This window comes from Mesonia phycicola (assembly GCF_900141885.1).
Lineage (GTDB): Bacteria > Bacteroidota > Bacteroidia > Flavobacteriales > Flavobacteriaceae > Mesonia > Mesonia phycicola.
Genome location: NZ_FQYY01000002.1, coordinates 300,409 through 323,204, shown reverse-complemented (window position 1 = coordinate 323,204; position 22,796 = coordinate 300,409). Strand labels below are relative to the sequence as shown.

Annotated in this window: 19 protein-coding genes; 11 read left to right on the top strand and 8 right to left on the bottom strand. The window is 31.7% G+C overall.

Going from position 1 to position 22,796, the window contains the following annotated elements; all coding sequences use genetic code 11:
• Positions 1-389: 389 nt before the first annotated feature.
• The 5 genes from BUC03_RS04225 to BUC03_RS04205 all read left to right on the top strand — a co-directional run bounded on the left by BUC03_RS04225 (position 390) and on the right by BUC03_RS04205 (position 4,841).
• Positions 390-1,370 (top strand): Kelch repeat-containing protein, encoded by a 981-nt coding sequence (locus BUC03_RS04225; protein WP_073148586.1) that lies wholly within the window; start codon positions 390-392, stop codon positions 1,368-1,370.
• An 85-nt stretch (positions 1,371-1,455) separates the two neighbouring features.
• Positions 1,456-1,800 (top strand): DUF4907 domain-containing protein, encoded by a 345-nt coding sequence (locus BUC03_RS04220; RefSeq protein WP_073148584.1) that lies wholly within the window; start codon positions 1,456-1,458, stop codon positions 1,798-1,800.
• Positions 1,801-1,883: 83 nt separating this feature from the next.
• A complete protein-coding gene (locus BUC03_RS04215; RefSeq protein WP_073148582.1) occupies positions 1,884-2,495 on the top strand; it encodes a class I SAM-dependent methyltransferase in 612 nt (203 codons plus the stop codon).
• A 106-nt stretch (positions 2,496-2,601) separates the two neighbouring features.
• Positions 2,602-3,489, top strand: a complete 888-nt coding sequence (locus BUC03_RS04210) for a sterol desaturase family protein (protein ID WP_073148580.1) — start codon at positions 2,602-2,604, stop codon at positions 3,487-3,489.
• Between the two features lie 17 nt (positions 3,490-3,506).
• The gene (locus tag BUC03_RS04205; protein WP_073148578.1) at positions 3,507-4,841 is read left to right on the top strand and encodes an MBL fold metallo-hydrolase; all 1,335 of its coding nucleotides are present in this window, start codon (positions 3,507-3,509) and stop codon (positions 4,839-4,841) included.
• Between the two features lie 70 nt (positions 4,842-4,911).
• Here the strand turns inward: BUC03_RS04205 and BUC03_RS04200 are convergent, their stop codons facing one another.
• On the bottom strand, positions 4,912-5,328 hold the full coding sequence (locus tag BUC03_RS04200) for a PepSY-like domain-containing protein (RefSeq protein WP_073148576.1): 417 nt from the start codon (positions 5,326-5,328) through the stop codon (positions 4,912-4,914).
• Between the two features lie 171 nt (positions 5,329-5,499).
• Between BUC03_RS04200 and BUC03_RS04195 the strand changes: the two genes are divergently transcribed.
• The 6 genes from BUC03_RS04195 to BUC03_RS04170 all read left to right on the top strand — a co-directional run bounded on the left by BUC03_RS04195 (position 5,500) and on the right by BUC03_RS04170 (position 11,348).
• Positions 5,500-6,051 carry a YeeE/YedE family protein gene (locus BUC03_RS04195; RefSeq protein WP_073148574.1) on the top strand — a complete coding sequence of 184 codons (552 nt, stop codon included), beginning with the start codon at positions 5,500-5,502 and terminating at the stop codon, positions 6,049-6,051.
• A 67-nt stretch (positions 6,052-6,118) separates the two neighbouring features.
• Positions 6,119-6,532 carry a DUF6691 family protein gene (locus BUC03_RS04190; RefSeq protein WP_073148573.1) on the top strand — a complete coding sequence of 138 codons (414 nt, stop codon included), beginning with the start codon at positions 6,119-6,121 and terminating at the stop codon, positions 6,530-6,532.
• Between the two features lie 209 nt (positions 6,533-6,741).
• The gene (locus tag BUC03_RS04185; protein WP_073148571.1) at positions 6,742-7,227 is read left to right on the top strand and encodes an acyl-CoA carboxylase biotin carboxyl carrier protein subunit; all 486 of its coding nucleotides are present in this window, start codon (positions 6,742-6,744) and stop codon (positions 7,225-7,227) included.
• 122 nt (positions 7,228-7,349) lie between these two features.
• Positions 7,350-8,795, top strand: coding sequence for an acetyl-CoA carboxylase biotin carboxylase subunit (gene accC / locus BUC03_RS04180; RefSeq protein ID WP_073148569.1), 1,446 nt, complete (start codon positions 7,350-7,352; stop codon positions 8,793-8,795).
• Between the two features lie 186 nt (positions 8,796-8,981).
• Positions 8,982-10,526, top strand: coding sequence for an acyl-CoA carboxylase subunit beta (locus BUC03_RS04175; protein ID WP_073148567.1), 1,545 nt, complete (start codon positions 8,982-8,984; stop codon positions 10,524-10,526).
• A gap of 324 nt (positions 10,527-10,850) precedes the next feature.
• The gene (locus BUC03_RS04170; RefSeq protein ID WP_073148565.1) at positions 10,851-11,348 is read left to right on the top strand and encodes a DUF4168 domain-containing protein; all 498 of its coding nucleotides are present in this window, start codon (positions 10,851-10,853) and stop codon (positions 11,346-11,348) included.
• A gap of 542 nt (positions 11,349-11,890) precedes the next feature.
• Here the strand turns inward: BUC03_RS04170 and BUC03_RS04165 are convergent.
• The 7 genes from BUC03_RS04165 to BUC03_RS04135 form a co-directional block, all read right to left on the bottom strand.
• Positions 11,891-13,330, bottom strand: a complete 1,440-nt coding sequence (locus tag BUC03_RS04165; protein WP_073148563.1) for a SusD/RagB family nutrient-binding outer membrane lipoprotein — start codon at positions 13,328-13,330, stop codon at positions 11,891-11,893.
• Positions 13,331-13,340: 10 nt separating this feature from the next.
• Positions 13,341-16,562, bottom strand: a complete 3,222-nt coding sequence (locus BUC03_RS04160) for a SusC/RagA family TonB-linked outer membrane protein (RefSeq protein WP_073148561.1) — start codon at positions 16,560-16,562, stop codon at positions 13,341-13,343.
• Positions 16,563-16,804: 242 nt separating this feature from the next.
• Positions 16,805-19,027, bottom strand: a complete 2,223-nt coding sequence (locus BUC03_RS04155) for an NADP-dependent isocitrate dehydrogenase (RefSeq protein WP_073148559.1) — start codon at positions 19,025-19,027, stop codon at positions 16,805-16,807.
• Positions 19,028-19,353: 326 nt separating this feature from the next.
• The gene (gene rplS, locus BUC03_RS04150; protein ID WP_073148557.1) at positions 19,354-19,713 is read right to left on the bottom strand and encodes a 50S ribosomal protein L19; all 360 of its coding nucleotides are present in this window, start codon (positions 19,711-19,713) and stop codon (positions 19,354-19,356) included.
• A gap of 104 nt (positions 19,714-19,817) precedes the next feature.
• The gene (gene trmD / locus BUC03_RS04145; RefSeq protein ID WP_073148555.1) at positions 19,818-20,495 is read right to left on the bottom strand and encodes a tRNA (guanosine(37)-N1)-methyltransferase TrmD; all 678 of its coding nucleotides are present in this window, start codon (positions 20,493-20,495) and stop codon (positions 19,818-19,820) included.
• A gap of 8 nt (positions 20,496-20,503) precedes the next feature.
• Positions 20,504-21,118: a hypothetical protein gene (locus BUC03_RS04140; RefSeq protein ID WP_234971597.1), complete on the bottom strand. Its 615-nt coding sequence runs from the start codon at positions 21,116-21,118 to the stop codon at positions 20,504-20,506.
• Between the two features lie 166 nt (positions 21,119-21,284).
• Positions 21,285-22,730, bottom strand: coding sequence for a glyceraldehyde-3-phosphate dehydrogenase (locus tag BUC03_RS04135; RefSeq protein WP_073148551.1), 1,446 nt, complete (start codon positions 22,728-22,730; stop codon positions 21,285-21,287).
• Positions 22,731-22,796: the final 66 nt, after the last annotated feature.

Genomic DNA, 22,796 nt, shown 5'->3' with positions numbered 1-22,796 from the left:
CCATTTATTATATTTATCATCAATATAAAGAGTTTTAAATTTTACAATTGTTGCAAAAAAATGTTTTATAATTAGAAAATAGCTAATAAAATTGCAGAAGAGCTTAATAATTTCTTACGTAGAGTACTCAATTATTAAATCTTTTGATAGTTTTGCTTATTAATAAAGAGATATTTAAGAGTGATTTTAAAAAAAAATGTAACAATTAAATAAAAAAAGAGTTACTATATACGGTAAGCATTAAAATAAATTTTAGTTTTGACGTTTAACATATATAGAATGGTTTAGATATAATTATATATAAAAATATCAGTAAAGATTTTTGTGAAAAATTAAATTAAAAAGTTCAATACAAATTATAAAGACAATTAATAAAAATTAGAATTAAAATGATTAAAGGTAAAAAGTTTTTTATAGGATTAGCATTAGCATCATTAGGTGTTGCTTGTTCAAGTGATGATGATTTTGATAGAGGTAACTGGGTAGAGAGTTCTGTTTTTGATGGAGTGCCTAGAAGTAGTGCAGCAGCTTTTACTATCGATAACTTAGGGTATATGGGTACAGGCTATGATGGAGATGATTACCTTTCAGATTTTTGGGAATATAATATAGAAGGTGATTACTGGGTACAAAAAGCAGATTTTCCTAGTACACCAAGAAGTGCAGCCTCAGCTTTTACAATAGATGGTAAAGGTTATTTAGGTTTAGGTTATGATGGTGATGATGAACTTCAAGATTTTTGGGAGTATAATCCAGCAACAAATACTTGGGACTCAATCGCAGATTTTGGTGGGGGAGTTCGTAGATCAGCTACAGGTTTTGCTATCAACGGTACAGGTTATGTAGGTACTGGTTACGATGGAGATAACGATTTAAAAGATTTCTGGAAATATAATCCATCTACAGACCAATGGACAGAGATGGTTGGTTTTGGAGGAGGTAAGCGTAGAGATGCTGCTTACTTTATATTAAACGATCTAGTTTATTTTGGTACAGGTGTTACTAATGGAGTTTATAATACAGATTTTTGGCAATTTGACCCTTCTTCTGAAGTTTGGACTCGTTTAAACGATTTAGATGAAGAAGATAGCTATAGCGTAGTAAGGTCTAACGCAGTAGGCTTTAGTCAAGCAGGTTATGGTTATTTTGCAACAGGTTATAATGGAGGTGCATTAGATACTATTTGGGAGTATGATCCAACAAATGATGATTGGGAAAAAATCACAGAGTTTGAAGCTACAGCAAGACAAGATGCAGTTAGTTTTAGTACAGCTACTCGTGCATTTGTATTATTAGGTAGAACAGGTAGTTTATATTTAGATGATAACTACGAGGTATTTACTCAAGATGAATACGACGAAGAAGACTAATTTGATATAACTTTTTTAAAAAAACCAAAGTATATGAGTGTTTCACCTATATGCTTTGGTTTTTTTATTTTATAATATTTAGATAATGAAAAAGAAATATTTATTCTTTACCATAACTGTAGTAATTCTAATTTTTCTATTTTTTAAGTTTAATAGCTTTTTTACTAATAATGAAACTACATCAAATTACTATGCACAGGCAATAGAAGTTGATGGCGGGTATGGTTATGAAGTAAGAAAAAAAATCTCAAGCAAAATTTATATAAAGCAAGAATATATCCCAAGCTTAAACAAAAAATTAGTTTTTTGCACCAAAGAAGATGCTTTAAAAATAGGAGAACTTGTTGTAGATAAACTTAACAATCATATAAACCCCGCAGTAAGTAAAGAAGAGTTAAAAGAACAACAAATAGCATTAACTTGTAAATAGTTTACTATTTTATTAATTCTAATTTTAAAACTTATCTTCTCTAGATTTAATAAATTAGAAACGAAATTTAAATATTATGGAGGATGAAAGAATTTTGGGAACAGAAATTTAATACAAAAGATTATATCTACGGAAAAGAACCAAATAGATATTTAGCAGAAAAATTATCAAATATATCTCCAAAAAGAATATTGTTTCCAGCAGAAGGTGAAGGCAGAAATGCAGTTTATGCAGCAACTAAAGGTTGGCAAGTAGAAGCTTTTGATTTAAGTGAAATAGCGAAAGAGAAAGCCTTAAAATATGCTAAAGAGCTTCAAGTTTCTATTAACTATACAACCGCAAGTTTTTTAGAAATATCATACAAGTCTAATAGTTTTGACGCTGTAGCATTAATATATGCTCATTTTGCAGCAGATAAAAAAGAAACTTACTTTCAAAAAATCACTCAAATACTTAAACATAACGGAGTTATTATTTTTGAAGGTTTTGGGCAAAAACATCCAACTTATCAAGAAAAATATCCACACATTGGCGGACCAAAAGACAAAGAACTTCTTTTTTCTGTGGAAGAATTAAAAACTACTTTCTCTAATTTTGAGTTTTTAGAACTACAAGAAAAAGAAATAGAACTATCTGAAGGGAAAAAGCACATAGGTAAAGGCTCTGTAGTAAGAATGTTTGCTAAAAAGAAATAAAATTTGATTCCCTTTCTACAACTTCACTTATTAAAAACCTCTAATGTAACTCTAGTTACTTACATAAGTGTAGATAATGTGTATTTTTGTTTTCAATCATTCTAAAATGCTAAATAAGTATCTACATATAATAGAAAACTCATTCACGGGATATTTCAACTATTTAATAACTGAAATTACTACCCCATCGTGGATTAATTATTTCTATTGGCTAATTGCTTTATCACTGTTAGTTTGGTTATTAGAAATTTTTATTCCTTGGAGAAAAAATCAACCAATTTTTAGAAAAGGTTTTTGGTTAGATAGTTTTTATATCATTTTTAACTTTTTTCTATTTTCATTAATTGGTTATAACGCTATTTCTAATGTTGGGGTAGAGTTATTTAATGATTTTTTAGCACTTTTTGGTATTAAAAATATTGTAGCACTAGAAGTACAAACTTTTCCTGTTTGGGCACAATTACTTATTATGTTTGTCATTGCAGATTTTATACAATGGAATGTACATCGCCAATTGCACAAAAGAGCCTGGCTCTGGAAGTTTCATCAAGTACATCACAGCGTAAAACAAATGGGGTTTGCAGCACAGTTTCGCTTTCATTTTATGGAGACTATTGTATATAAAAGTGTGCAATACATTCCTTTAGCAATGATAGGTTTTGGGATAGAACAATTTTTTATCATCCATATGTTTGCAGTTTTTATAGGTCATTTAAATCACGCAAATGTAGGCTGGGGTTATGGTTGGTTAGGTTATATATTTAATAACCCTAAAATGCATATTTGGCACCACGTAAAAGATTTACCAGAAGAACACCCTTACGGAATGAATTATGGTTTGAGTTTAAGCATTTGGGATTATCTTTTTAAAACAGCCTATGTGCCCACAAACGGACAAAATATAGAATTAGGATTTGCTGGAGACGAGAGTTTTCCAGAAAACTTTACAGAGCAACTAACATATCCTTTTCAAACTAAAAAAATAAAGAAATAAAATAAAACTCTACATCAATGAATATTAAACAATTTAACGATAAAGCTTTAGCACATTATAGTTATGCAATCGTTTCTGAAGGGAAAATGGCAGTAGTAGATCCTGCTAGAAACCCAATGCCTTATTACCAATTTGCAGAAGAGAATAACGCCAAAATTGTAGCTGTTTTTGAAACACACCCTCACGCAGATTTTATAAGTAGCCACTACCAAATACATAAAGAAACAGGGGCAACTATTTATGTTAGTAAATTATTAGGTGCAGATTACCCACACCAAACTTTTGATGATGGAGATAGTTTTGTAATGGGAGAAATAAAATTTTCTGCAATTAATACACCAGGACACTCTCCAGATAGTATTTCAATTTTAACAGAATTGAAAGAAGAAAAAGTATTGTTTACAGGAGATACTGTATTTATCGGTAATGTAGGAAGACCAGATTTAAGAGAAACAGCAGGAAATATGCAAGCTAAACGAGAAGAGTTAGCAAAGCAAATGTACTATACTATAAACAATAAATTTACTCACTTACCAGATAATACTGTTGTTTATCCAGCTCACGGGGCAGGGTCACTTTGTGGTAAAAATATGAGTGATGCTTCTTCTTCAACATTAGGTAACGAAAGAATGGGTAACTGGGCTTTTAAAGAACAAACAGAAGAAGAGTTTGTTGCAGAAATTTTGAAAGATCAACCAATGATCCCTCATTATTTTGGCTTTGATGTAGATACTAATAAAAAAGGACCAGATAATTTCTTAAAAAGTGTAGGAGAAGTACCAGTTTTATTAAATGTAAATGAAGTAGAACCTGGAGCTGTTATTGTAGATATAAGAGCGCAAGAAGAGTTTAAAGCAAATCACTTGCCAGGTAGTATAAATATTCAAGGTTTAAGAGAACCTCAAAAATTAGAAACTTGGTTAGGTGCAATTGTTAAACCAGAAGAACCTTTCTATTTAGCTATACCTTCTGTAGATATGTTAGAGATAGCATTATCTAGAATGGCTAAGATTGGATACGAAAAGCAATTAAAAGCAGTAATTACTTTAGCAGATAATTTAAATACTTCTACAGAAATTAATCTAGAAGAGTTTAAAAATAATCAAGAAAAATATACTATTGTAGATATTAGAAATGTAGCAGAAGTAGAAGAAAATAAACCTTTTACCAATTCTATTAATATTCCTCTTCACGAGTTAAGAGAAAGAGCTAATGAAGTACCAACAGATAAACCAGTGGTAGTACATTGTGCAGCAGGTTATAGGTCTGCAGCAGGTAGCAGTATTTTAGAAAGTAATCTTGATAATGCTACAGTATTAGATTTAAGTGATGCAATTAAATATTTTATGTAATATATTCACTTTTTAGCATTAAAAAAGCCAAGCTATTTTAGCTTGGCTTTTTTGTAACTGAGTTTCTTAATTATTTTAAACTCTTGTTTTGTAATAGATTTCCATCTTTGTCAAAAACAAGTTCGGCACCGCTTTTCATTTCAATCTTGTGTCCGTCTTCATTCATTTTCCATTCATCCACATAATCGTTTTTGTACTTATTTTTTAAAAAATAACTCATTTTTTCTGGTAATAAGTCGTAAGGTACCTTTTCATCTCCTTTAATTTCAGTAGGATTACCTTCTTTGTCAAAATCAATTTTAGTATCATTTTCAAATTTTACTTCGTAACTATCATCGTCAATATCTATTTTTTCAATTTCATGACTTGCATAATTGGTTTCTATAATTTCTTTTGCATTTTCAGGAAGTTTATCAAAATTTTCCTGTGCACGTCCAAAACTTGCTAATAATAATGTAAATGCTCCAGTTAAAATTAATTTTTTCATAGTATAAATTTTTATGGTTATACCTTCAAAATTAAGATGCAAAAAACCGTTTTATATTAATACTATGTGAATTTGAATGAGATTAACAGTTTTTACTAATAAAGTATTAAGTAACTTGTGTTACAAAGTTTGAAACAAGAAGTAGGCATATTTGTATAAAAATTAATTAGTATGAATTGGATTTATGAACCTTGGCCGTGGTATATTGGGGGTCCTGCCATTGCATTTTTTATGTTATTATTATTAGTTATAGGCAAACAATTTGGTATGTCTTCTAACTTAAGATCTATTTGCTCTATTGGAGGAGGTGGTAAAATAGCAGATTTTTTCAATTTTGATTGGAAATCTCAACGCTGGAACTTAACTATTATGATTGGCGCAGCTATAGGTGGTTTTATTGCAGCCAATTATTTATCTACCAATACCGTTCAAATTAATGAAAGTTTATTACCGCAATTAAAAGCGTACGGTATAAATAGTGCAGGAAAAGCATACTTGCCAACAGAAATTTTTGCATTAGAAAATTTAAACCTCAAAAACTTTTTTATTCTTTTGATTGGTGGCTTATTAGTTGGTTTTGGAGCGCGTTATGCAGGTGGTTGTACCTCAGGTCACGGTATTTCTGGTTTAAGTAATTTACAATTACCATCTTTAATTGCCATTATTGGTTTCTTTATAGGTGGTTTGGTTATGGTACATTTACTTTATCCATTAATTTTTTAAAACTAATAGTAATAATTAGTGATGCTGTACTTTTTTAGTATCACTCTACAATACAATATTTATAAAAATGAAAACACTACTTTATTTATTTTTAGGTACAATTTTCGGAATTATTATGTACAAGTCTGAAGCTGCGTCTTGGTTCAGAATTTATGAAATGTTCAACTTTGCTAGCTTCCATATGTACGGTATTATGGGGTCTGCAGTAGCTATAGGGATAGTTGGAGTTCAATTTTTAAAAAAGAAAAATTACAAAGCTTTAGATGGTTCAGATTTATCACTTCAACCTAAAGAAAAAGGAATTTCAAGATATCTATTTGGTGGTATTATTTTTGGTTTAGGGTGGGGCTTAGCAGGTGCTTGCCCAGGACCAATGTATACGTTAGCAGGAGTGGGTTATATTTCAATTTTAATAGTAATTGCTGGTGCGGTTTTAGGAACTTTTTTATATGGTTTGCTACGTAAAAAATTACCACACTAAAATAAAAATTCAATTTTTTATATAAATCTCCTATTACAGGAGATTTTTTTATGCTTAAATTTATAAGAAGTATATCATAAAATAATAAAAGATATTTCAATTTTTAAAAAAGTTGAAAATTTTATGATAAAGTGAAATTCTGAAAAAAAATGCGTTTAGAATTTACTATATTTACAAATCGTCAAAAATAAGTCTATTTATTTATCAATATGGATAAAGATTATAAAGTAAAAGTAAATAGTGAGGCAGAATTTGAATTTAATTTAGATGAAATTCAAAAACTCGATGCTCAACCACTTTCTTCAAACAAATACCATGTTTTAAAAGAAAACAAATCTTTTAAAGCAGAAATAGTAGATAGTAATTTTCTAAACAGAAAGTACGTCGTCAAAATAAATTCTAATTCTTACGAAATCGATATTGCTAACGAGCTAGATCTTCTTATAGAAAAAATGGGCTTGTCTTTAGGTAATGCCCAAATTGTAAATGATATTAAAGCACCAATGCCTGGTTTAATTTTAGAAGTAAACGTGCAAGAAGGGCAAGAGGTAAAAGAAGGAGATTATCTTCTCGTGTTAGAAGCTATGAAGATGGAAAACGCTTTAACGGCCCCTAGAGATGCGGTTATAAAATCTATAAGTGTTGAAAAAGGGCAAACGGTTGATAAAAATCAACTTTTAATAGAAATGGAATAAAACTTCTTCACGTCTTTCCAAATGGTTGTATGACATAAGCTGATGTTTTACAGTAAAATACCATTTAAAATACAAGTTTTTATATAATTAAAAATGAACTTGAAGAAAAACAACAATTTACAATGAAAAAAATATTAGTTGCTAACCGAGGAGAAATTGCTTTAAGAGTAATGAAATCTGCTCAAAAAATGGGTATTAAAACCGTAGCAATATATTCTACAGCAGATAGAAATGCACCACACGTAAAATTTGCAGATGAAGCAGTTTGTATAGGTGAAGCACCTTCTAATCAATCTTATTTATTAGGGGATAAAATTATAGAAACCGCAAAAAAACTTGATGTAGATGGGATTCATCCTGGTTATGGATTTTTAAGTGAAAATGCGCAATTTGCAAAAGCAGTAACCGATAGCGGCATTAAATTTATTGGTCCAAAACCTTATGCTATAGAAATTATGGGTAGTAAGCTTGCCGCTAAAGATGCAGTAAAAGCTTACGATATACCAATGGTGCCAGGTATAGATGAAGCCATTACCGATACCGAAAAAGCTAAGAAAATCGCTAAAGAAATTGGTTTTCCTATTCTAATCAAAGCTTCTGCTGGTGGTGGAGGTAAAGGTATGCGTGTAGTTGAAAATGAAGAAGTGCTAGAAGAACAAATGAAGCGTGCCATTAGTGAAGCCGAATCTGCTTTTGGTGATGGATCTGTTTTTATTGAAAAATATGTGGCTTCTCCACGCCATATTGAAATACAAGTGTTAGCAGACGAGTACGGTAATACGGTTCATCTTTTTGAAAGAGAATGCAGTGTACAACGTCGTCACCAAAAAGTAGTAGAGGAAGCTCCGTCGGTAGTTTTAGATGAAGCTTTACGTAAAGAAATGGGAAAAGCTGCTGTTAGAGTGGCTAAAGCTTGTAGTTACGTTGGTGCTGGTACAGTTGAGTTTCTATTTGATGAAAGTAGAAATTTTTATTTCTTAGAAATGAATACGCGTTTACAAGTAGAGCATCCCGTAACCGAATTAATTACAGGTATAGATTTAGTAGAAGAGCAAATTAAAATTGCTCGAGGAGAAAAATTAAGTTTTACGCAAGAAGATTTAAATATTAAAGGTCACGCGTTAGAATTAAGAGTGTATGCCGAAGATCCGTTAAACGATTTCTTGCCAAGCGTAGGGAATTTAGAAAAATATATAATTCCTGAAGGAGAAAATATTCGTCTTGATAATGGTTTTGAAGAAGGTATGGATGTGCCTATTTATTACGATCCGATGCTAGCAAAATTAGTTACTTACGGTAAGAGTAGAGAAGAAGCTATTCAATTAATGATTAAAGCAATAGATGCTTATCAAGTGCAGGGTGTTTCCACCACATTGCCATTTGGTAAATTTGTTTGTGAGCACGAAGCCTTCCGTAGTGGTAATTTTGATACGCATTTTGTAAAAAACTATTATTCTGCTGAAAAGCTTCAAGCTAAAACAGAAGAAGAAGCAAAATTGGCAGCAATTATTGCATTAAGACAATATTTAAAAGATCAGCAACAATTACGTCTACCTATTACAGAATAGTACAATTATCACACTGAGCAGAGTCGAAGTGTTGATTCAGGGTCTCATCCTCAAATTTTTAGTTTTTAAAGCAGGATGTGATTCCGGATCAAGTCCGGAATGACGAAAATCTCGAATATTTTACATTAAAGATAATCGGTAAATTTTTAAAAATTTAAATATCGTAAAGGATTAAAAAATAATTAAATGAGTCAAAAAAATATAGATCAGCTTCAAGAAAAAATCAAAAACGCCCATTTAGGTGGTGGCGAGAAGCGTATTGCCAAACAACACGAAAAAAAGAAACTTACCGCAAGAGAGCGAGTAAATTATTTGCTAGATGAAGGTTCTTTTGAAGAAATAGGAATTTTAGTTACCCACCGAACTACAGAATTCGGGATGGAAAAACAAAAAATTTATGGCGATGGAGTTATCACTGGTTACGGAACTATTAACGGAAGATTAGTTTACGTTTTTGCACAAGATTTTACCGTTTTTGGAGGTTCACTTTCAGAAACACACGCCGAAAAAATCTGTAAAGTAATGGACTTAGCGGTTAAAGTTGGTGCTCCAATGATTGGTTTAAACGATTCTGGTGGAGCGAGAATTCAAGAAGGAGTTCGATCGTTGGGTGGTTATGCAGATATTTTTCATCGCAATGTAAAATCTTCTGGAGTTATTCCACAGATTTCAGCCATTATGGGACCTTGCGCCGGTGGAGCCGTTTATTCTCCGGCAATGACAGATTTTACCTTAATGGTGCAAGACACAAGTTATATGTTCGTAACTGGTCCAAACGTAGTGAAAACGGTAACGAATGAAGAAGTAACTTCAGAAGAATTAGGAGGGGCAAGCACACACTCCACCAAATCTGGTGTTACGCATCGCGTTGCCATTAACGATATAGCTTGTTTAGAAGATATAAAAAAAATGATTGGCTATATGCCGCAAAACAATCAGCAAGCGCCAGAAAAATTACCTTATGAGTTAGGCGATGAGCTTCGCCCAAAATTAGATGAGTTAATTCCTGATAGTTCTAACAAACCTTACGATATGCACGAGGTAATTAACGGAATTATCGATGAAGATTCTTTCTTTGAAATTCATAAAGATTATGCCGATAATATTATTGTTGGTTTTGCTCGTTTAGGCGGAAGAAGTATTGGTATAGTTGCTAACCAGCCTATGAGTTTGGCAGGTGTTTTAGATGTAGATGCCTCTAAAAAAGCAGCTCGTTTTACCCGTTTTTGTGATTGTTTTAATATACCGTTATTGGTGTTGGTAGATGTTCCGGGATTCTTGCCGGGAACTGACCAAGAGTGGAACGGGATTATTCTTCACGGAGCTAAATTATTATATGCATTAAGTGAAGCTACTGTGCCAAAAGTTACGGTAATTACACGTAAAGCTTATGGCGGTGCTTATGATGTGATGAACTCAAAACACATTGGTGCCGATTTAAACTTTGCTTGGCCAAGTGCAGAAATTGCGGTAATGGGAGCCAAAGGAGCCAGCGAAATTATCTTTAGAAAAGAAATTAGTGAAGCCGATGATAGCGAAGCAAAATTAGCTGAAAAAGAAGCAGAATATGCAGAGTTATTTGCAAATCCTTTTGAAGCTGCAAAACGAGGATTCATAGATGAGGTAATAATGCCACACGATACAAGAAGAAAATTATTAAAAGGTTTTAGTATGTTAGAACATAAAAAAGTGCTAAGACCAGATAGAAAGCACGGTAATATTCCGTTGTAAAATTATCTAGCTTTAAAACATACTAGAAATAAAAATGGGTAATAATTATACAGGTTTACATTAGTTTCTACAGTTATGGTGAAGAAAAAAGTACATCTAATTAAATACCTATACTTACATATAATGTGTTTAAATTTATTAATAGTTGAATTATAACTACTTAAAATATAAAACTTCGTTAAGATGAAATAGTTTTTTGGCGTTCCAAATTAATGGCATTACATTTGAAACTATGACATGGTAGGATATTTAGATGTAAAGTTGTTTTATATAAAAACACGATCTTATCTTATTAATAACGAAAGTAAAACTTAAAAAACAATTATGTTAAAATCAGTAAAAGTAAACCTAGTCTTATTGTTAACTGTAGTTTGTGCATCTATCAGTGGAGTTAATGCTCAAATTCAGGCACCTGCTCAAAATGTTGCTACAGATGTATCTGAACAAGAATTAAGTAATTTTGCAGATGCATATCAAGCAATTCAAGTAGAAAATCAGAAAATCCAAGAAAAAATGGAAGCGATGATTGAAGAGTCTGGATTAAATGTTGAAAAATTTCAAAAAATTCAGAATTCTAAAATGAATCCAGATGCAGAGGTAGAGGCTACAGAAGAAGAATTAACAGCTCACCAAACGGTAATGACAAAAATTCAAGCAATGCAGCCAGAACTTCAATCACAAATGGAGACTGTAATTAAAAATAAAGGACTTTCTTTAGAAAGATATCAAGAAGTTGCTTCAGCAATACAAGCCGATGCTTCTCTTCAACAAAAGCTTCAAGCTATTATAATGAAGCAGCAAACAGGAGGTTCTGAAGGATAAGATAATAACCTTTTATTACTTATAAAGCGATGTGAAAACATCGCTTTTTTTGTTTATTAAATTTAAAATAATTGTATTTCATATATATTTAGTTGTAGAAAAACAATAGGGTAGTAGGTATTCAAAATACTTCTTTTAACTAATTTAATTTTGTTTGAACATGTTAAACTCTAAATATTCAACTATAGTATATGCAAATAAAACCTATAATTATTGATGGTAATTATATAAATGTAACTTAGTATTTCATACAAGTTGAGAGGTTTAATGAATTGATTGAAGTAAGGGTATTAAAGAATTTTCGTTATTGTATATGTGTCTTACATTTATCTGATTAGCAATTATTCAGGTAAATATATTGAGAATTAATTCATTATATATGGATAGCGAGCGAAGTAAAAATACTTGGAAGATGTTGTAGAAAAAATATGAGGTTATATTATAAAGTGATATAAATACAAAAACCCCAAGCATATTGCTTGGGGTTTTATATTAACAAAAGATAAAGTTTAGTGGAAAATAGCCTTTGTTAATAATGTGGCTTAATTAACATCCCAAAATAATGCTGTTTGCTGAGTGTCACCACCAATAGCAGCAGCAGCGGCATTGTAATTAGTAGGGTTCAAGTTTTGTTCTGTTACAGGGTAAGTATAACGCAACGGCACAGGGTTACCAGTATCTTCTGGTAAATTAAATGCAGGAGCATCAAACTTTCTCCAAACAGACCAACCTTGATAAGGGTTATCATACATTGCAATCCAAAACTGAGTTCCTATAGATTCTTTCCAATTAGCAGAATCATAAGCAACATCAGATTGTGCTATATAAGTGTTAGCATCACTGTCTGAACCTCCCCAATAAGTTATAGAAGCAGTAATAGCATTATTATAGTGCGTTTCTGCATCGCTAGCAGAAGCATAACCTCTTTGGGCAGCTTCAGCTAAATAAAACTCTACTTCTGCGTAATCTAATAAAATACCTTCGTGAGCTGGATCTAAAAATACTTCACCAACGTGAGTATAAGAGCTATAAGAATTACTTGCTCCATAAATACCACCTATATATCCTGTAGAGACATTGTCATCAAAATAATAAGTTCTTCTAGGGTCATTTAAGTCATTTAATTTATCTACAATGGTATTTGCAGTTACATAGTCAGATCTTCCGCTTTGTACTAAATCTTCCCATAATGGGTTAGTGTTAGGTGGAGATGATTCATAATATATTAAAGCATTGTCAGAGTTACTTGTAAATACTCCATTATCTATTGCAGTATTTGCAGCATCTTGAGATAAAGCAGGGTTAGAGTCTGAAATTCTCATAGCCAATCTTAATAATAATGAATTAGAGAATTTTCTCCAGTTAGTCATATCACCACCATAAATTACATCTGAACTAGAAAAACCATCACCATTTGCAAGTGCATCATCCGCATCAATTAACGTATTTATTAAATCTTCATAAATAGTTTCTGCATCAGAATATGCGGGTAAAGGATTGTCTGCTCCTTGTAATGCAGTCTCATAAGGAACATCACCAAATGTATCAATTAATACTTGCCAAGTAAGTGCTTGTAAAACATTAATTTGTGCAATTCTAGCGTCTATATCTTCTTGACTTAAAGCTCCTTCACTTACCACTAAACCTTCTTGTACATTAGTTTTAGCATTTTCTAAATCAAGTAATACGTTTTGGTAAAGAATCGCCCATTGATTAGAAGGAATACCTCTATTTACTAAATTATAATTTGGTTCATCTAAGTAAGTAGTGGCTGTCCAATATTGAGATATAAATCTAAAAATATTAAGATTTACATTTGGGCTTGCCATTTGGTCACCTAACGCTTGTGTAGATGAGGTAAATAGAAAATCTGCAGAAACCTCTTGTGGGTTTTTGGGATCTGTATTTAGATTATCAAATTGATCGTCTGAGCAGGCATAAATAACCACTACAGACAATATTGCTATTATATATTTTTTCATATGTTTTTTATTAAAAGTTAAGTCTTAAACTAGCTCCAATTTCTCTGAAAGAAGGGTATGCTCCAGATTGATAACCTTGAATATTACCAGAACTTAAACCAGCTTCAGGATCTGAATAAGGTATATTTTTATGGATAATCCATAAGTTTCTACCAATTAAAGAAATAGATGCATTAGTAATAAAAGTTTTTTCTAGAGCTTTTTCTGTGAAATTATAAGTTAAACTTACCTCTCTTAATTTTACATAAGAAGCGTCATAAATATGACCTTTGTTTGCATCTCTAGCATATCCATAAGGATTAGCATAAGTATTAAAAGAAGCTCTGGTAGTATTTTCTGCACCACCTTCTGTAACTCCTGGTAAAATAATACCACCGCTATCAGTACCTCCTGTTACAGCATTTCTTATAGGGTTTCCTAACTCATTAGTACCTACAGTTCTGTCATACAATCCAGTAGCAAAACCATACCAAGTATCTAAAGAGAAAATATCACCACCTTGTTGTACATCGATTAAGAAAGACATACTTATGTTTTTGTAAGAAAGTGAATTTTGAACTCCACCAATCCAATCTGGTTGAATATTACCAATTATTTCATTGTTGGTATCAGATATTAAATAGTAACCATTGTCTCCTACAATTTTTCTTCCTTCGCTATTGTAAACATAGTCAGAACCTCTAATGGCACCATATGCTTCACCTGGAGCAGCATTAATAGACACACCACCTTGTAAGCTAGCAAGCTCTAGGTTTTCGATACCTTCTGTTAACTCAACAACTTCACTTCTGTTTCTAGACCAGTTTACAGATAAATCCCAGCTAAAATCTTTTGTTTTTATAGGGTTAGCTCTAAATAACACTTCTATACCTTTATTCTCGATGGTACCTGCATTTAAAATTCTTGCAGAATAACCTGTTGCATCTGAAGTAGGTACTGGAGTAATTTGATCTTCTGTTCTGTTGTTATAATAAGAAACATCAAAACCTAATCTATTGTTCAAAAAGTTGGCTTCAAGACCTAGCTCGTAGTTTTTAGATCTTTCAGGTTTTAAGTCTGGGTTATTTAATGTAGATGGGTTAGATGCGTTACCACTACTATTAAAAGGTAAACTTACGTTATAAGTATTTACTAATCTATATGGATCTGTATCGTTACCAACTTCTGCATAATTAGCTCTTAATTTAGCAAATGATAGCCAATCTGTATCTACTATATTAGATAATAGTATACTAGTAGAAACTGAAGGGTAGTAAAATACATTATTATCGGTAGGTAGTGTAGAAGATTTATCTCTTCTTAAGGTTCCTTCTAAGTAGTAAGTATCTAAAAACCCTAAACTTGCTCTAGCATAAACTCCATAAAGCATTTTAGTTGCATCATACTCGTCAGGTGCTTCTAAAGGGCTTATTGTATTAGTTAATGCATAAAGGCCAGGTATTGCTAAACCACCGTTTGTAGATGCAAGAATTGAACTGTAACCATTTCTTCTTAAATTCCAACCTAAATTCCCGTCTAAATTAAGATCATCACTTAAATCTTTGTTTACATTTAAAATAATATCGTAGTTATACTCAGAAGTTCTATTGTTATATCTACTATAACCAGAAACACCAGCACTACCTACATTATTTCTTTCTTCTCTTAATTCATCATAAGTATCAAAAGTAAATCTACCTAAAACACTAAATATATCGTTTAATTCGTAATTTAAATTTACATTACCAAAATATCTATTTCTAGTATCGGTTTCAAAATTCTCATAAAATGTCCAGTATGGGTTATCAGAATAAATAGGAGATAAGTTACTTGGTCCGTTAGGGTTCCAAGTGATGTTTTCACCAGTTGCTAGATATGCTTGTTTTTGTTCTTCAATATCTACATTTACTTGCCACCATTGTCTAAATTGTTGCATAATATTGTTAGAGTCATAACCAGTACCATATCTACCTTTACCATCTGTTTTAGTGTAACTGATATTAGAACTTACTTCCAATTTATCTGTAAACTCGTGAGATCCACTAAATTTTAAAGTATTTCTTTTGATTTCACTATTAGGTAAATTACCATCTTGTAAAAAGTTGGTAAAGCTCATTCTGTAAGTACTTTTATCTGTACCTCCACTTAAAGCTACGCTATTTATAGCTGTAGTTCCACCTTCCCAAATGGTATTAGGGTCATTTTCTGCAGCTTCCCATGGAGTTGCTTGTTGGTAAGTGTCTAATTGTGGGTAAATAGAGTTCCATTGGTAAATAGGCTGACCGTCAAAAGCAGCACCAAAAGACGCATCTTCTGTAAATGGTGTAGTTTTATCTGGTATACCATCTCCATCAATATCGGCTAAATTAAAATAACCATCATCAGAATCATAATAAGGTCCATAACCAGCACCATATTCTTTTTGATAAATTGGTAATGTTTTTTTGTTTACGCTAGTAGCCATCAATGTAGAGCTAATAGTAACTCCAATGTCTGTATTCTTTTTACCTTTTTTAGTTTCAATAATAATAACCCCGTTTGAAGCTCTAGCTCCATAAAGAGCGGTTGCGGCTGCCCCCTTTAGAACGTTGATAGATTCAATATCTTCTGGATTAATATCTGTAGCAGCATTACCATAATCATAACCACCACCACCAGACATCTGTGTAGAAGTGTTATTGTTAGAATTATCAATAGGCGTACCATCAATTACATATAAGGCTTGGTTATTACCTGTTAAAGAAGAATTACCTCTAATAACGGTATTGGTAGAACCACCCATAGTACCAGAAGGATTAATTCTTAAACCTGCTACTTTTCCTGAAAGAGCGTTAGCAAAGTTTGTTGTAGGGACATCAGAAACTGCAGAGCCATCAACTTCTTGAGTAGCGTAACCTAAAGATTTCTTTTCTCTTTTAATCCCTAAGGCAGTTATCACTACTTCATCTAATTCTGAAGAGTCAGCTTCTAAAACAACATCTATAGTAGTATTGTTACTTACAGTATATTCTGTTGTTTTAAGACCTACATAAGAAAACACTAAAATATCTCCTTGCTGTGCAGTAATAGAATAATTTCCATCAAAGTCAGTTTGTGTCCCTGTTGATGTGTTTTTAATAACAACATTTACTCCGGGTAGAGGTAAATTGTTGTTGTCTGTAACGGTTCCGGTAATTTCACTTTCCTGCGCTAGAAGTACTTGTGAAAATAGCACACAGAGAAGTGTGCAAAACACTTTAAATTTTGTTCTCATATTTATTTATTTGAATTAGCCTTTTCAATTAGGCGAAAAACAAATAAATATTGAATATTTATGAGCAGTTTTAACATTTAATATGCGGTATTTTATAATTTCTATAACATTTTGTTAAGATAAGACAAAGAAATTTTAAGTTTTATGAAATATTCTCTGTTGGTAATTCTTAACATACTTTAATAAAAAAGCCACGCAAATAGCGTGGCTTTTTAAAATTTATATAATAAAACTTTAATACTCTATTTGTTAATAATGTTATTAAGCGTTTCACTAGCTCTCATTTCTTTATAAACAAGTGCTTCATTTGGATTGTAGTAGCCTTTAATATTTACCGGGCTACCTTGAGCAGCATTTAATTCTGCTATAATTTTATCTTCATTTTCACTCATAGCTTTAGCAATTTCAGAAAATTCAGCTTTTAAGTCAGCATCTTTATCTTGATTAGCTAAAAACTCTGCCCAATACATAGCTAAATAAAAGTGACTCCCTCTGTTATCTAACTCATTAACTTTACGAGAAGGAGATTTATTAGTATCTAAAAATTTATCTGTAGCCTCGTCTAGAGCATCTGCCAAAACAAGTGCTTTATTATTGTTATATTTTTTACCTAAATGTTCTAAAGAAACAGCTAAGGCTAAAAATTCACCTAAAGAATCCCAGCGTAAGTGACCTTCTTCTACAAATTGCTGAACGTGTTTAGGAGCAGAACCTCCCGCTCCGGTTTCAAATAAACCTCCTCCATTCATTAACGGAACGATAGATAACATTTTAGCACTTGTACCTAATTCTAAAATAGGGAAAAGATCTGTTAGGTAATCACGTAATACGTTACCTGTAACAGAAATAGTGTTTTCACCAGCTTTAACTCTTTTTAATGTATAAGTGGTAGCTTCTGCTGTAGACATAATTTGAATGTCTAAGCCTTCAGTATCGTGATCTTTTAAGTAAGTATTTACTTTTTTAATTAGCTCTGCATCATGAGCTCTGTTTTTATCTAACCAGAAAATTGCTGGCCAACCTGTATCTTTAGCACGATTTACTGCTAATTTTACCCAATCTTGGATTGGTGCATCTTTTACTTGACACATTCTCCAAATGTCACCTGCTTCTACTTCGTGAGCTATTAATACATTTCCTTCTGCATCTATTACTTGAACAGTACCATCTGTAGCTATTTCAAAAGTTTTATCATGAGAACCATATTCTTCTGCTTTTTGAGCCATTAATCCAACATTAGGTACTGTACCCATAGTGGTAGGATCAAAAGCGCCATTTTCTATACAAAATTTAATAGTAGCATCGTAAAGAGGAGCGTAGCTGCTATCTGGAATTACAGCTTTTGTATCTTGAGTTTCGTTATTTTTGTTCCACATTTGTCCAGATGTTCTAATCATTGCTGGCATAGAAGCATCAATAATTACATCACTTGGTACGTGTAGGTTTGTAATTCCTTTATCAGAATTTACCATAGCGATATCTGGACCATTTTCTAATTCTGTCTGGATATCAGCTTCAATAGCTTCTTTTTTATCTGCAGGAAGATTTTCTATAGCATTTAAAACAGAACCTAGACCATTAGTTGCATCTGCTCCAGCTTCTTTTAATTCTGTAGCATATTTTTCAAAAACATTACTAAAAAAAGCTTCTACTGCATGACCAAAAATAATAGGGTCAGAAACTTTCATCATGGTAGCTTTCATGTGTAAAGAAAAAAGCACCCCTTGTTTTTTAGCATCTGCAATTTGTTCTTTTAAAAATTTTAAAAGAGCTTTTTTGCTCATAAAGGTCCCGTCAATTACTTCACCTTCTAAAACAGGAGTTTTTTCTTTTAATACAGAAACATTACCGTCTTTATCTACTAATTGAATTTTTACATTTCCTTCTTTAGCAATAGTTACAGATTTTTCATTTGCAAAAAAATCACCACTCTGCATAGTTGCTACGTGAGATTTAGAATCTGCACTCCATTTACCCATACGGTGTGGGTTCTTTTTAGCATAGTTTTTTACAGCCTTAGGAGCTCTACGGTCAGAGTTACCTTCTCTAAGTACTGGGTTTACGGCGCTACCTTTAACGCTATCGTATTTCTTTTTAGTAACAGCCTCTTCGTCTGTTTTTGGCTCATCTGGATAATTAGGTAATTTGTATCCTTGAGATTGTAGCTCTGCAATTGCAGCTTTTAACTGTGGTACAGAAGCACTAATGTTTGGTAATTTAATAATATTTGCTTCTGGAGTTTTTGCTAGTTCACCTAATTCTGCTAAAGCATCAGGAACTTTTTGATCGTCGGTAAGTAATTCTGGAAATACAGCTAAAATTCTTCCTGCTAAAGAGATATCTTTTGTTTCTACATTAATACCTGAAGACTTAGTGTATGATTCTATAATTGGTAATAAAGAATGAGTCGCTAAAAAAGGAGCTTCATCTGTTTTAGTATAAATAATTCTAGGTTGTTCTGCCATTGGAATTTAATTTGTTAGTTTTTGAGGATTATAAATAATCCTAGTTAATAAATTATTTAAAGATGTCTTATTTTGAGAGCATAAGACTTAAATACTATAATCACAAATATAAACAATTGAGCTCTTTTAATTTAATAATTTCGGTTAGAAATCGTTTAAGTATTTCAAATTTTTGTAAGAATAACGTAAAATGGAAAATGTATTTAAAAAGAGTAGGAGAGATGTAGTAGTTTTTTACTACAAGTTTAATTGTGAATTTTTTTATAGTTGGGTTGAAAGCAAAAAAAACCTTCAACGAAAGTTGAAGGTTTGTCTTATTTAAAAGCTTAGTCTTGTTTGAAACGACGTTCTTTAATTCTAGCTTTTTTACCAGTAAGTTCTCTAAAGTAGTAAATTCTAGCTCTACGAACTTTACCTCTTTTATTAATCTCTACTTTTTGTAGTGCAGGTAAATTAATTGGGAAGATACGCTCTACACCAACAGTACCACTCATTTTACGAATAGTAAAAGTTTGAGCTGAACCAGCACCTTTAATTTGAATTACAACACCTCTAAAAAACTGAGTACGTGTTTTAGCTCCCTCTTTAATTTCGTAGTATACAGTAATTGTATCTCCTGCATTAAATTTTGGGAATTCTTTTTTTGTTACGAATTCGTCTTGAACAAATTTAATTAACGATTCCATTGTTAAAATGTTTTTTAATAATACTAAATCAACATTCGCGACGATCGCCAGAGGTTAATATAGAAACGGCTGCAAAATTAATATTTATTTTTAATTTAACCAACTTAATCTTTTAAAAGATCTGGTCTTTTTTCTTTTGTTCTTTGGTATGCTTGGTTTTCTCGCCAAGCTTCTATTTTAGGGAAATTGCCGCTCGTTAGTATCTCTGGTACTTTCCAACCTTTATAATCTGCTGGTCTAGTATAAATTGGTGGAGCTAAAAGATCGTCTTGAAAAGAGTCTGTTAGAGCAGAAGTTTCATTACCTAGTACTCCTGGTATTAATCTAATAACTGCATCACACAAAATAGCGGCTCCTAACTCACCCCCAGATAATACAAAATCACCAACAGAAATTTCTCTAGTGATAAAGTGATCTCTTACTCGTTGGTCTACACCTTTATAATGACCGCATAGAATAATAATATTTCCTTGAAGAGATATAGAATTTGCAATTTTTTGATTTAATGTTTCTCCGTCTGGAGTCATATAAATCACTTCATCATACTCGCGTTCGTTTTTAAGTTTTGTAATACATTTATCTATAGGCTCAATCATCATTACCATACCTGCACCACCTCCAAATTGATAATCGTCAATTTGCTTATAATTATCTGTAGTATAATCTCGTAAATTATGTAAATGAACTTCAACGAGTCCTTTTTCTATGGCGCGTTGCAATATAGAAGCTTCAAAAGGACTTCTTAAAATATCAGGAACAACAGTAATAATATCTATTCGCATACAGGTGTTTAATGCTTGTTTTTAGCTTGTTTGTTTTTTTCGTCTTGAAGTTGTCTACCTAATTTTTGTTGTTTCTCTAGCGCTTGTTTACGGTATTCGTCAAATTCTACTTCATTTTCTGCTAAGTTCTTTTTAGCTTCTTTAGTAAGAATGTTACTTTGCTTGAATTTATAAATGAAGAATAATAGAATTAGTATTAAAGCGAAGATAATTACCCACATAATAGTTTGGTAAGTACCTTTATCTGTAGGTAAACCAAAAAATAGTATTTGGTCTTTTTCTTCTGTTACCTTGTTTAAATTGTTTTGAGTGTCACTTAATTGAGTTTTTAAATCTTCAATTTTTGTGTTTTGTTCGTTGATGGTTTTTTTAGATGCTACAATTATTTCATTTAATGCATCTACTTTTTTTACAGTACTTTTTTGAAGCTGAATTAACTCGTAACGCTTTACCACTTTATAATCTTGGTAATTGTTAGATGATTCTATAAGCTCATCAAACTGATTATTAATTACGGCGCTACTGGTTTCTTCTTGATTAGTTTCTGTGGTTTCTTGTGCAATGCTTAGGTTACAAATGCATAATAAAATAAATGTGAAGAATAAGTTTTTTGGTTTCATCATTGCTTGTTAGTTTTCAGAATAAATAACACAAGTTATTCAACTTTATTGTAAACAGTTTATTTTTAGAGTAAACCCCAAATATAAGTAAAGCTGTGAAGAATTAAACTTAAAAATAAAAAAAACCTACTGGGCAAGCAGTAGGTTTTTAGACGACAGATAGATACTATTAATAATATGTAAATCGTCTTACTTTTGCAATGTATTTAGCTAAACGCATTACTTGATGGCTATAGCCGTATTCGTTATCATACCAGATGTATAAAATCACATTTTTTCCGTCTTCTGTAACAATTGTAGAATTACTGTCGTAAATAGACGGAGCAGAAGACCCAATAATATCAGAAGAAACTAGTTCATTATCTATTGAGTACTTAATTTGTTCTACTAAATCACCCTCAAGAGCATATTTTTTAATTAAGGTATTCATTCCTTTTAAAGTAACTGGCTTTTTTAAAGTTAAATTTAAAATAGCTAATGATCCATTTGGGACAGGTACTCTTATAGCATTTGAAGTTAATTTACCTTCTAGTTTAGGTAATGCTTTTGCAACTGCTTTACCTGCACCGGTTTCTGTAATAACCATATTTAACGCAGCAGCACGGCCTCGTCTATATTTACTATGCATGTTATCTACCAAATTTTGATCATTGGTATATGCGTGTATGGTCTCTAAGTGACCGTGTTGCACTCCTAAAGAGTCTTCTACAGCTTTTAATATAGGTGTAATTGCATTAGTAGTACAAGAAGCTGCAGAAAAAATAGAAACTTTATCTGGATCGTGATCTTTATGGTTTACACCATGTACAATATTAGGTATATTTTTACCTGGCGCTGTTAGTAATACTTTACTAGCTCCTTTTGCTTTTAAATGTCTTTTAAGTGCTACATCATCTCTAAAAGCCCCAGTATTATCTATAACTAAGGCATTATTTATACCGTATTTTGTATAATCAATATCTTCTGGTTGATTTGCAGAAATTATATAAACGGTAGTTCCGTTAATAATAAGTGCTTTTTTCTTTTCATCTATATTTACTGTACCAGAAAAATCACTGTGTACAGAATCACTTTGTAAAAGAGAAGCTCTTTTTTCTAAAACTGTTTTGTCTACAGTACCTCTAGTGACTATGGCTCTTAATCTTAGTTGACTGCCTTTACCTGTTTTAGTCATTAATTCTCTAGCAAGTAAACGACCAATTCTACCAAAACCATAAAGAACCACATCTTTTGGTTCTATATTTTTATAACTTTTTGCTTTAGAAAGTTTATTGGCTATAAATGCGGTAGCGTTATGTTTAGAGTCTTCTAATTGATACTCGTAAGTAAGCTTACCAATATCTAATTTTGCAGGAGGAAGGTCTAATGTTTGAATTGCTTTTGCAATTTCTACAGAGTCAAAAATAGAAATAGGTTTTTGTACAAATTTACCTGCATATTCGTGAAGGTTTAGAATTTGACTTACATTTTGATCTAATAATTGATTTCTGAATAATACAATCTCAATAGATTTATCATACCAAAGGTCACTAATAATTTTAATGAACTCTACTGTTGCTTTTCTTCTGTCTGCTTGAAAAGCTAGTTCTTTTTCGTATGCTTCGTTTTGACTCATTTTTGTGTGTTGTGTTTGTGAATAAAAATTTAAAGTCAATGCAAAAATACATATTTCAATCGTTTT

Coding starts and splice junctions, on each gene's coding strand:
- BUC03_RS04155 (WP_073148559.1), bottom strand. CDS start 19,027: ATGGCAGAACAACCTAGAATTATTTATACTAAAACAGATGAAGCTCCT.
- rplS (WP_073148557.1), bottom strand. CDS start 19,713: ATGGAATCGTTAATTAAATTTGTTCAAGACGAATTCGTAACAAAAAAA.
- trmD (WP_073148555.1), bottom strand. CDS start 20,495: ATGCGAATAGATATTATTACTGTTGTTCCTGATATTTTAAGAAGTCCT.
- BUC03_RS04190 (WP_073148573.1), top strand. CDS start 6,119: ATGAAAACACTACTTTATTTATTTTTAGGTACAATTTTCGGAATTATT.
- BUC03_RS04165 (WP_073148563.1), bottom strand. CDS start 13,330: ATGAAAAAATATATAATAGCAATATTGTCTGTAGTGGTTATTTATGCC.
- BUC03_RS04210 (WP_073148580.1), top strand. CDS start 2,602: ATGCTAAATAAGTATCTACATATAATAGAAAACTCATTCACGGGATAT.
- accC (WP_073148569.1), top strand. CDS start 7,350: ATGAAAAAAATATTAGTTGCTAACCGAGGAGAAATTGCTTTAAGAGTA.
- BUC03_RS04185 (WP_073148571.1), top strand. CDS start 6,742: ATGGATAAAGATTATAAAGTAAAAGTAAATAGTGAGGCAGAATTTGAA.
- BUC03_RS04135 (WP_073148551.1), bottom strand. CDS start 22,730: ATGAGTCAAAACGAAGCATACGAAAAAGAACTAGCTTTTCAAGCAGAC.
- BUC03_RS04215 (WP_073148582.1), top strand. CDS start 1,884: ATGAAAGAATTTTGGGAACAGAAATTTAATACAAAAGATTATATCTAC.
- BUC03_RS04200 (WP_073148576.1), bottom strand. CDS start 5,328: ATGAAAAAATTAATTTTAACTGGAGCATTTACATTATTATTAGCAAGT.
- BUC03_RS04220 (WP_073148584.1), top strand. CDS start 1,456: ATGAAAAAGAAATATTTATTCTTTACCATAACTGTAGTAATTCTAATT.
- BUC03_RS04195 (WP_073148574.1), top strand. CDS start 5,500: ATGAATTGGATTTATGAACCTTGGCCGTGGTATATTGGGGGTCCTGCC.
- BUC03_RS04140 (WP_234971597.1), bottom strand. CDS start 21,118: ATGATGAAACCAAAAAACTTATTCTTCACATTTATTTTATTATGCATT.
- BUC03_RS04175 (WP_073148567.1), top strand. CDS start 8,982: ATGAGTCAAAAAAATATAGATCAGCTTCAAGAAAAAATCAAAAACGCC.
- BUC03_RS04160 (WP_073148561.1), bottom strand. CDS start 16,562: ATGAGAACAAAATTTAAAGTGTTTTGCACACTTCTCTGTGTGCTATTT.
- BUC03_RS04225 (WP_073148586.1), top strand. CDS start 390: ATGATTAAAGGTAAAAAGTTTTTTATAGGATTAGCATTAGCATCATTA.
- BUC03_RS04205 (WP_073148578.1), top strand. CDS start 3,507: ATGAATATTAAACAATTTAACGATAAAGCTTTAGCACATTATAGTTAT.
- BUC03_RS04170 (WP_073148565.1), top strand. CDS start 10,851: ATGTTAAAATCAGTAAAAGTAAACCTAGTCTTATTGTTAACTGTAGTT.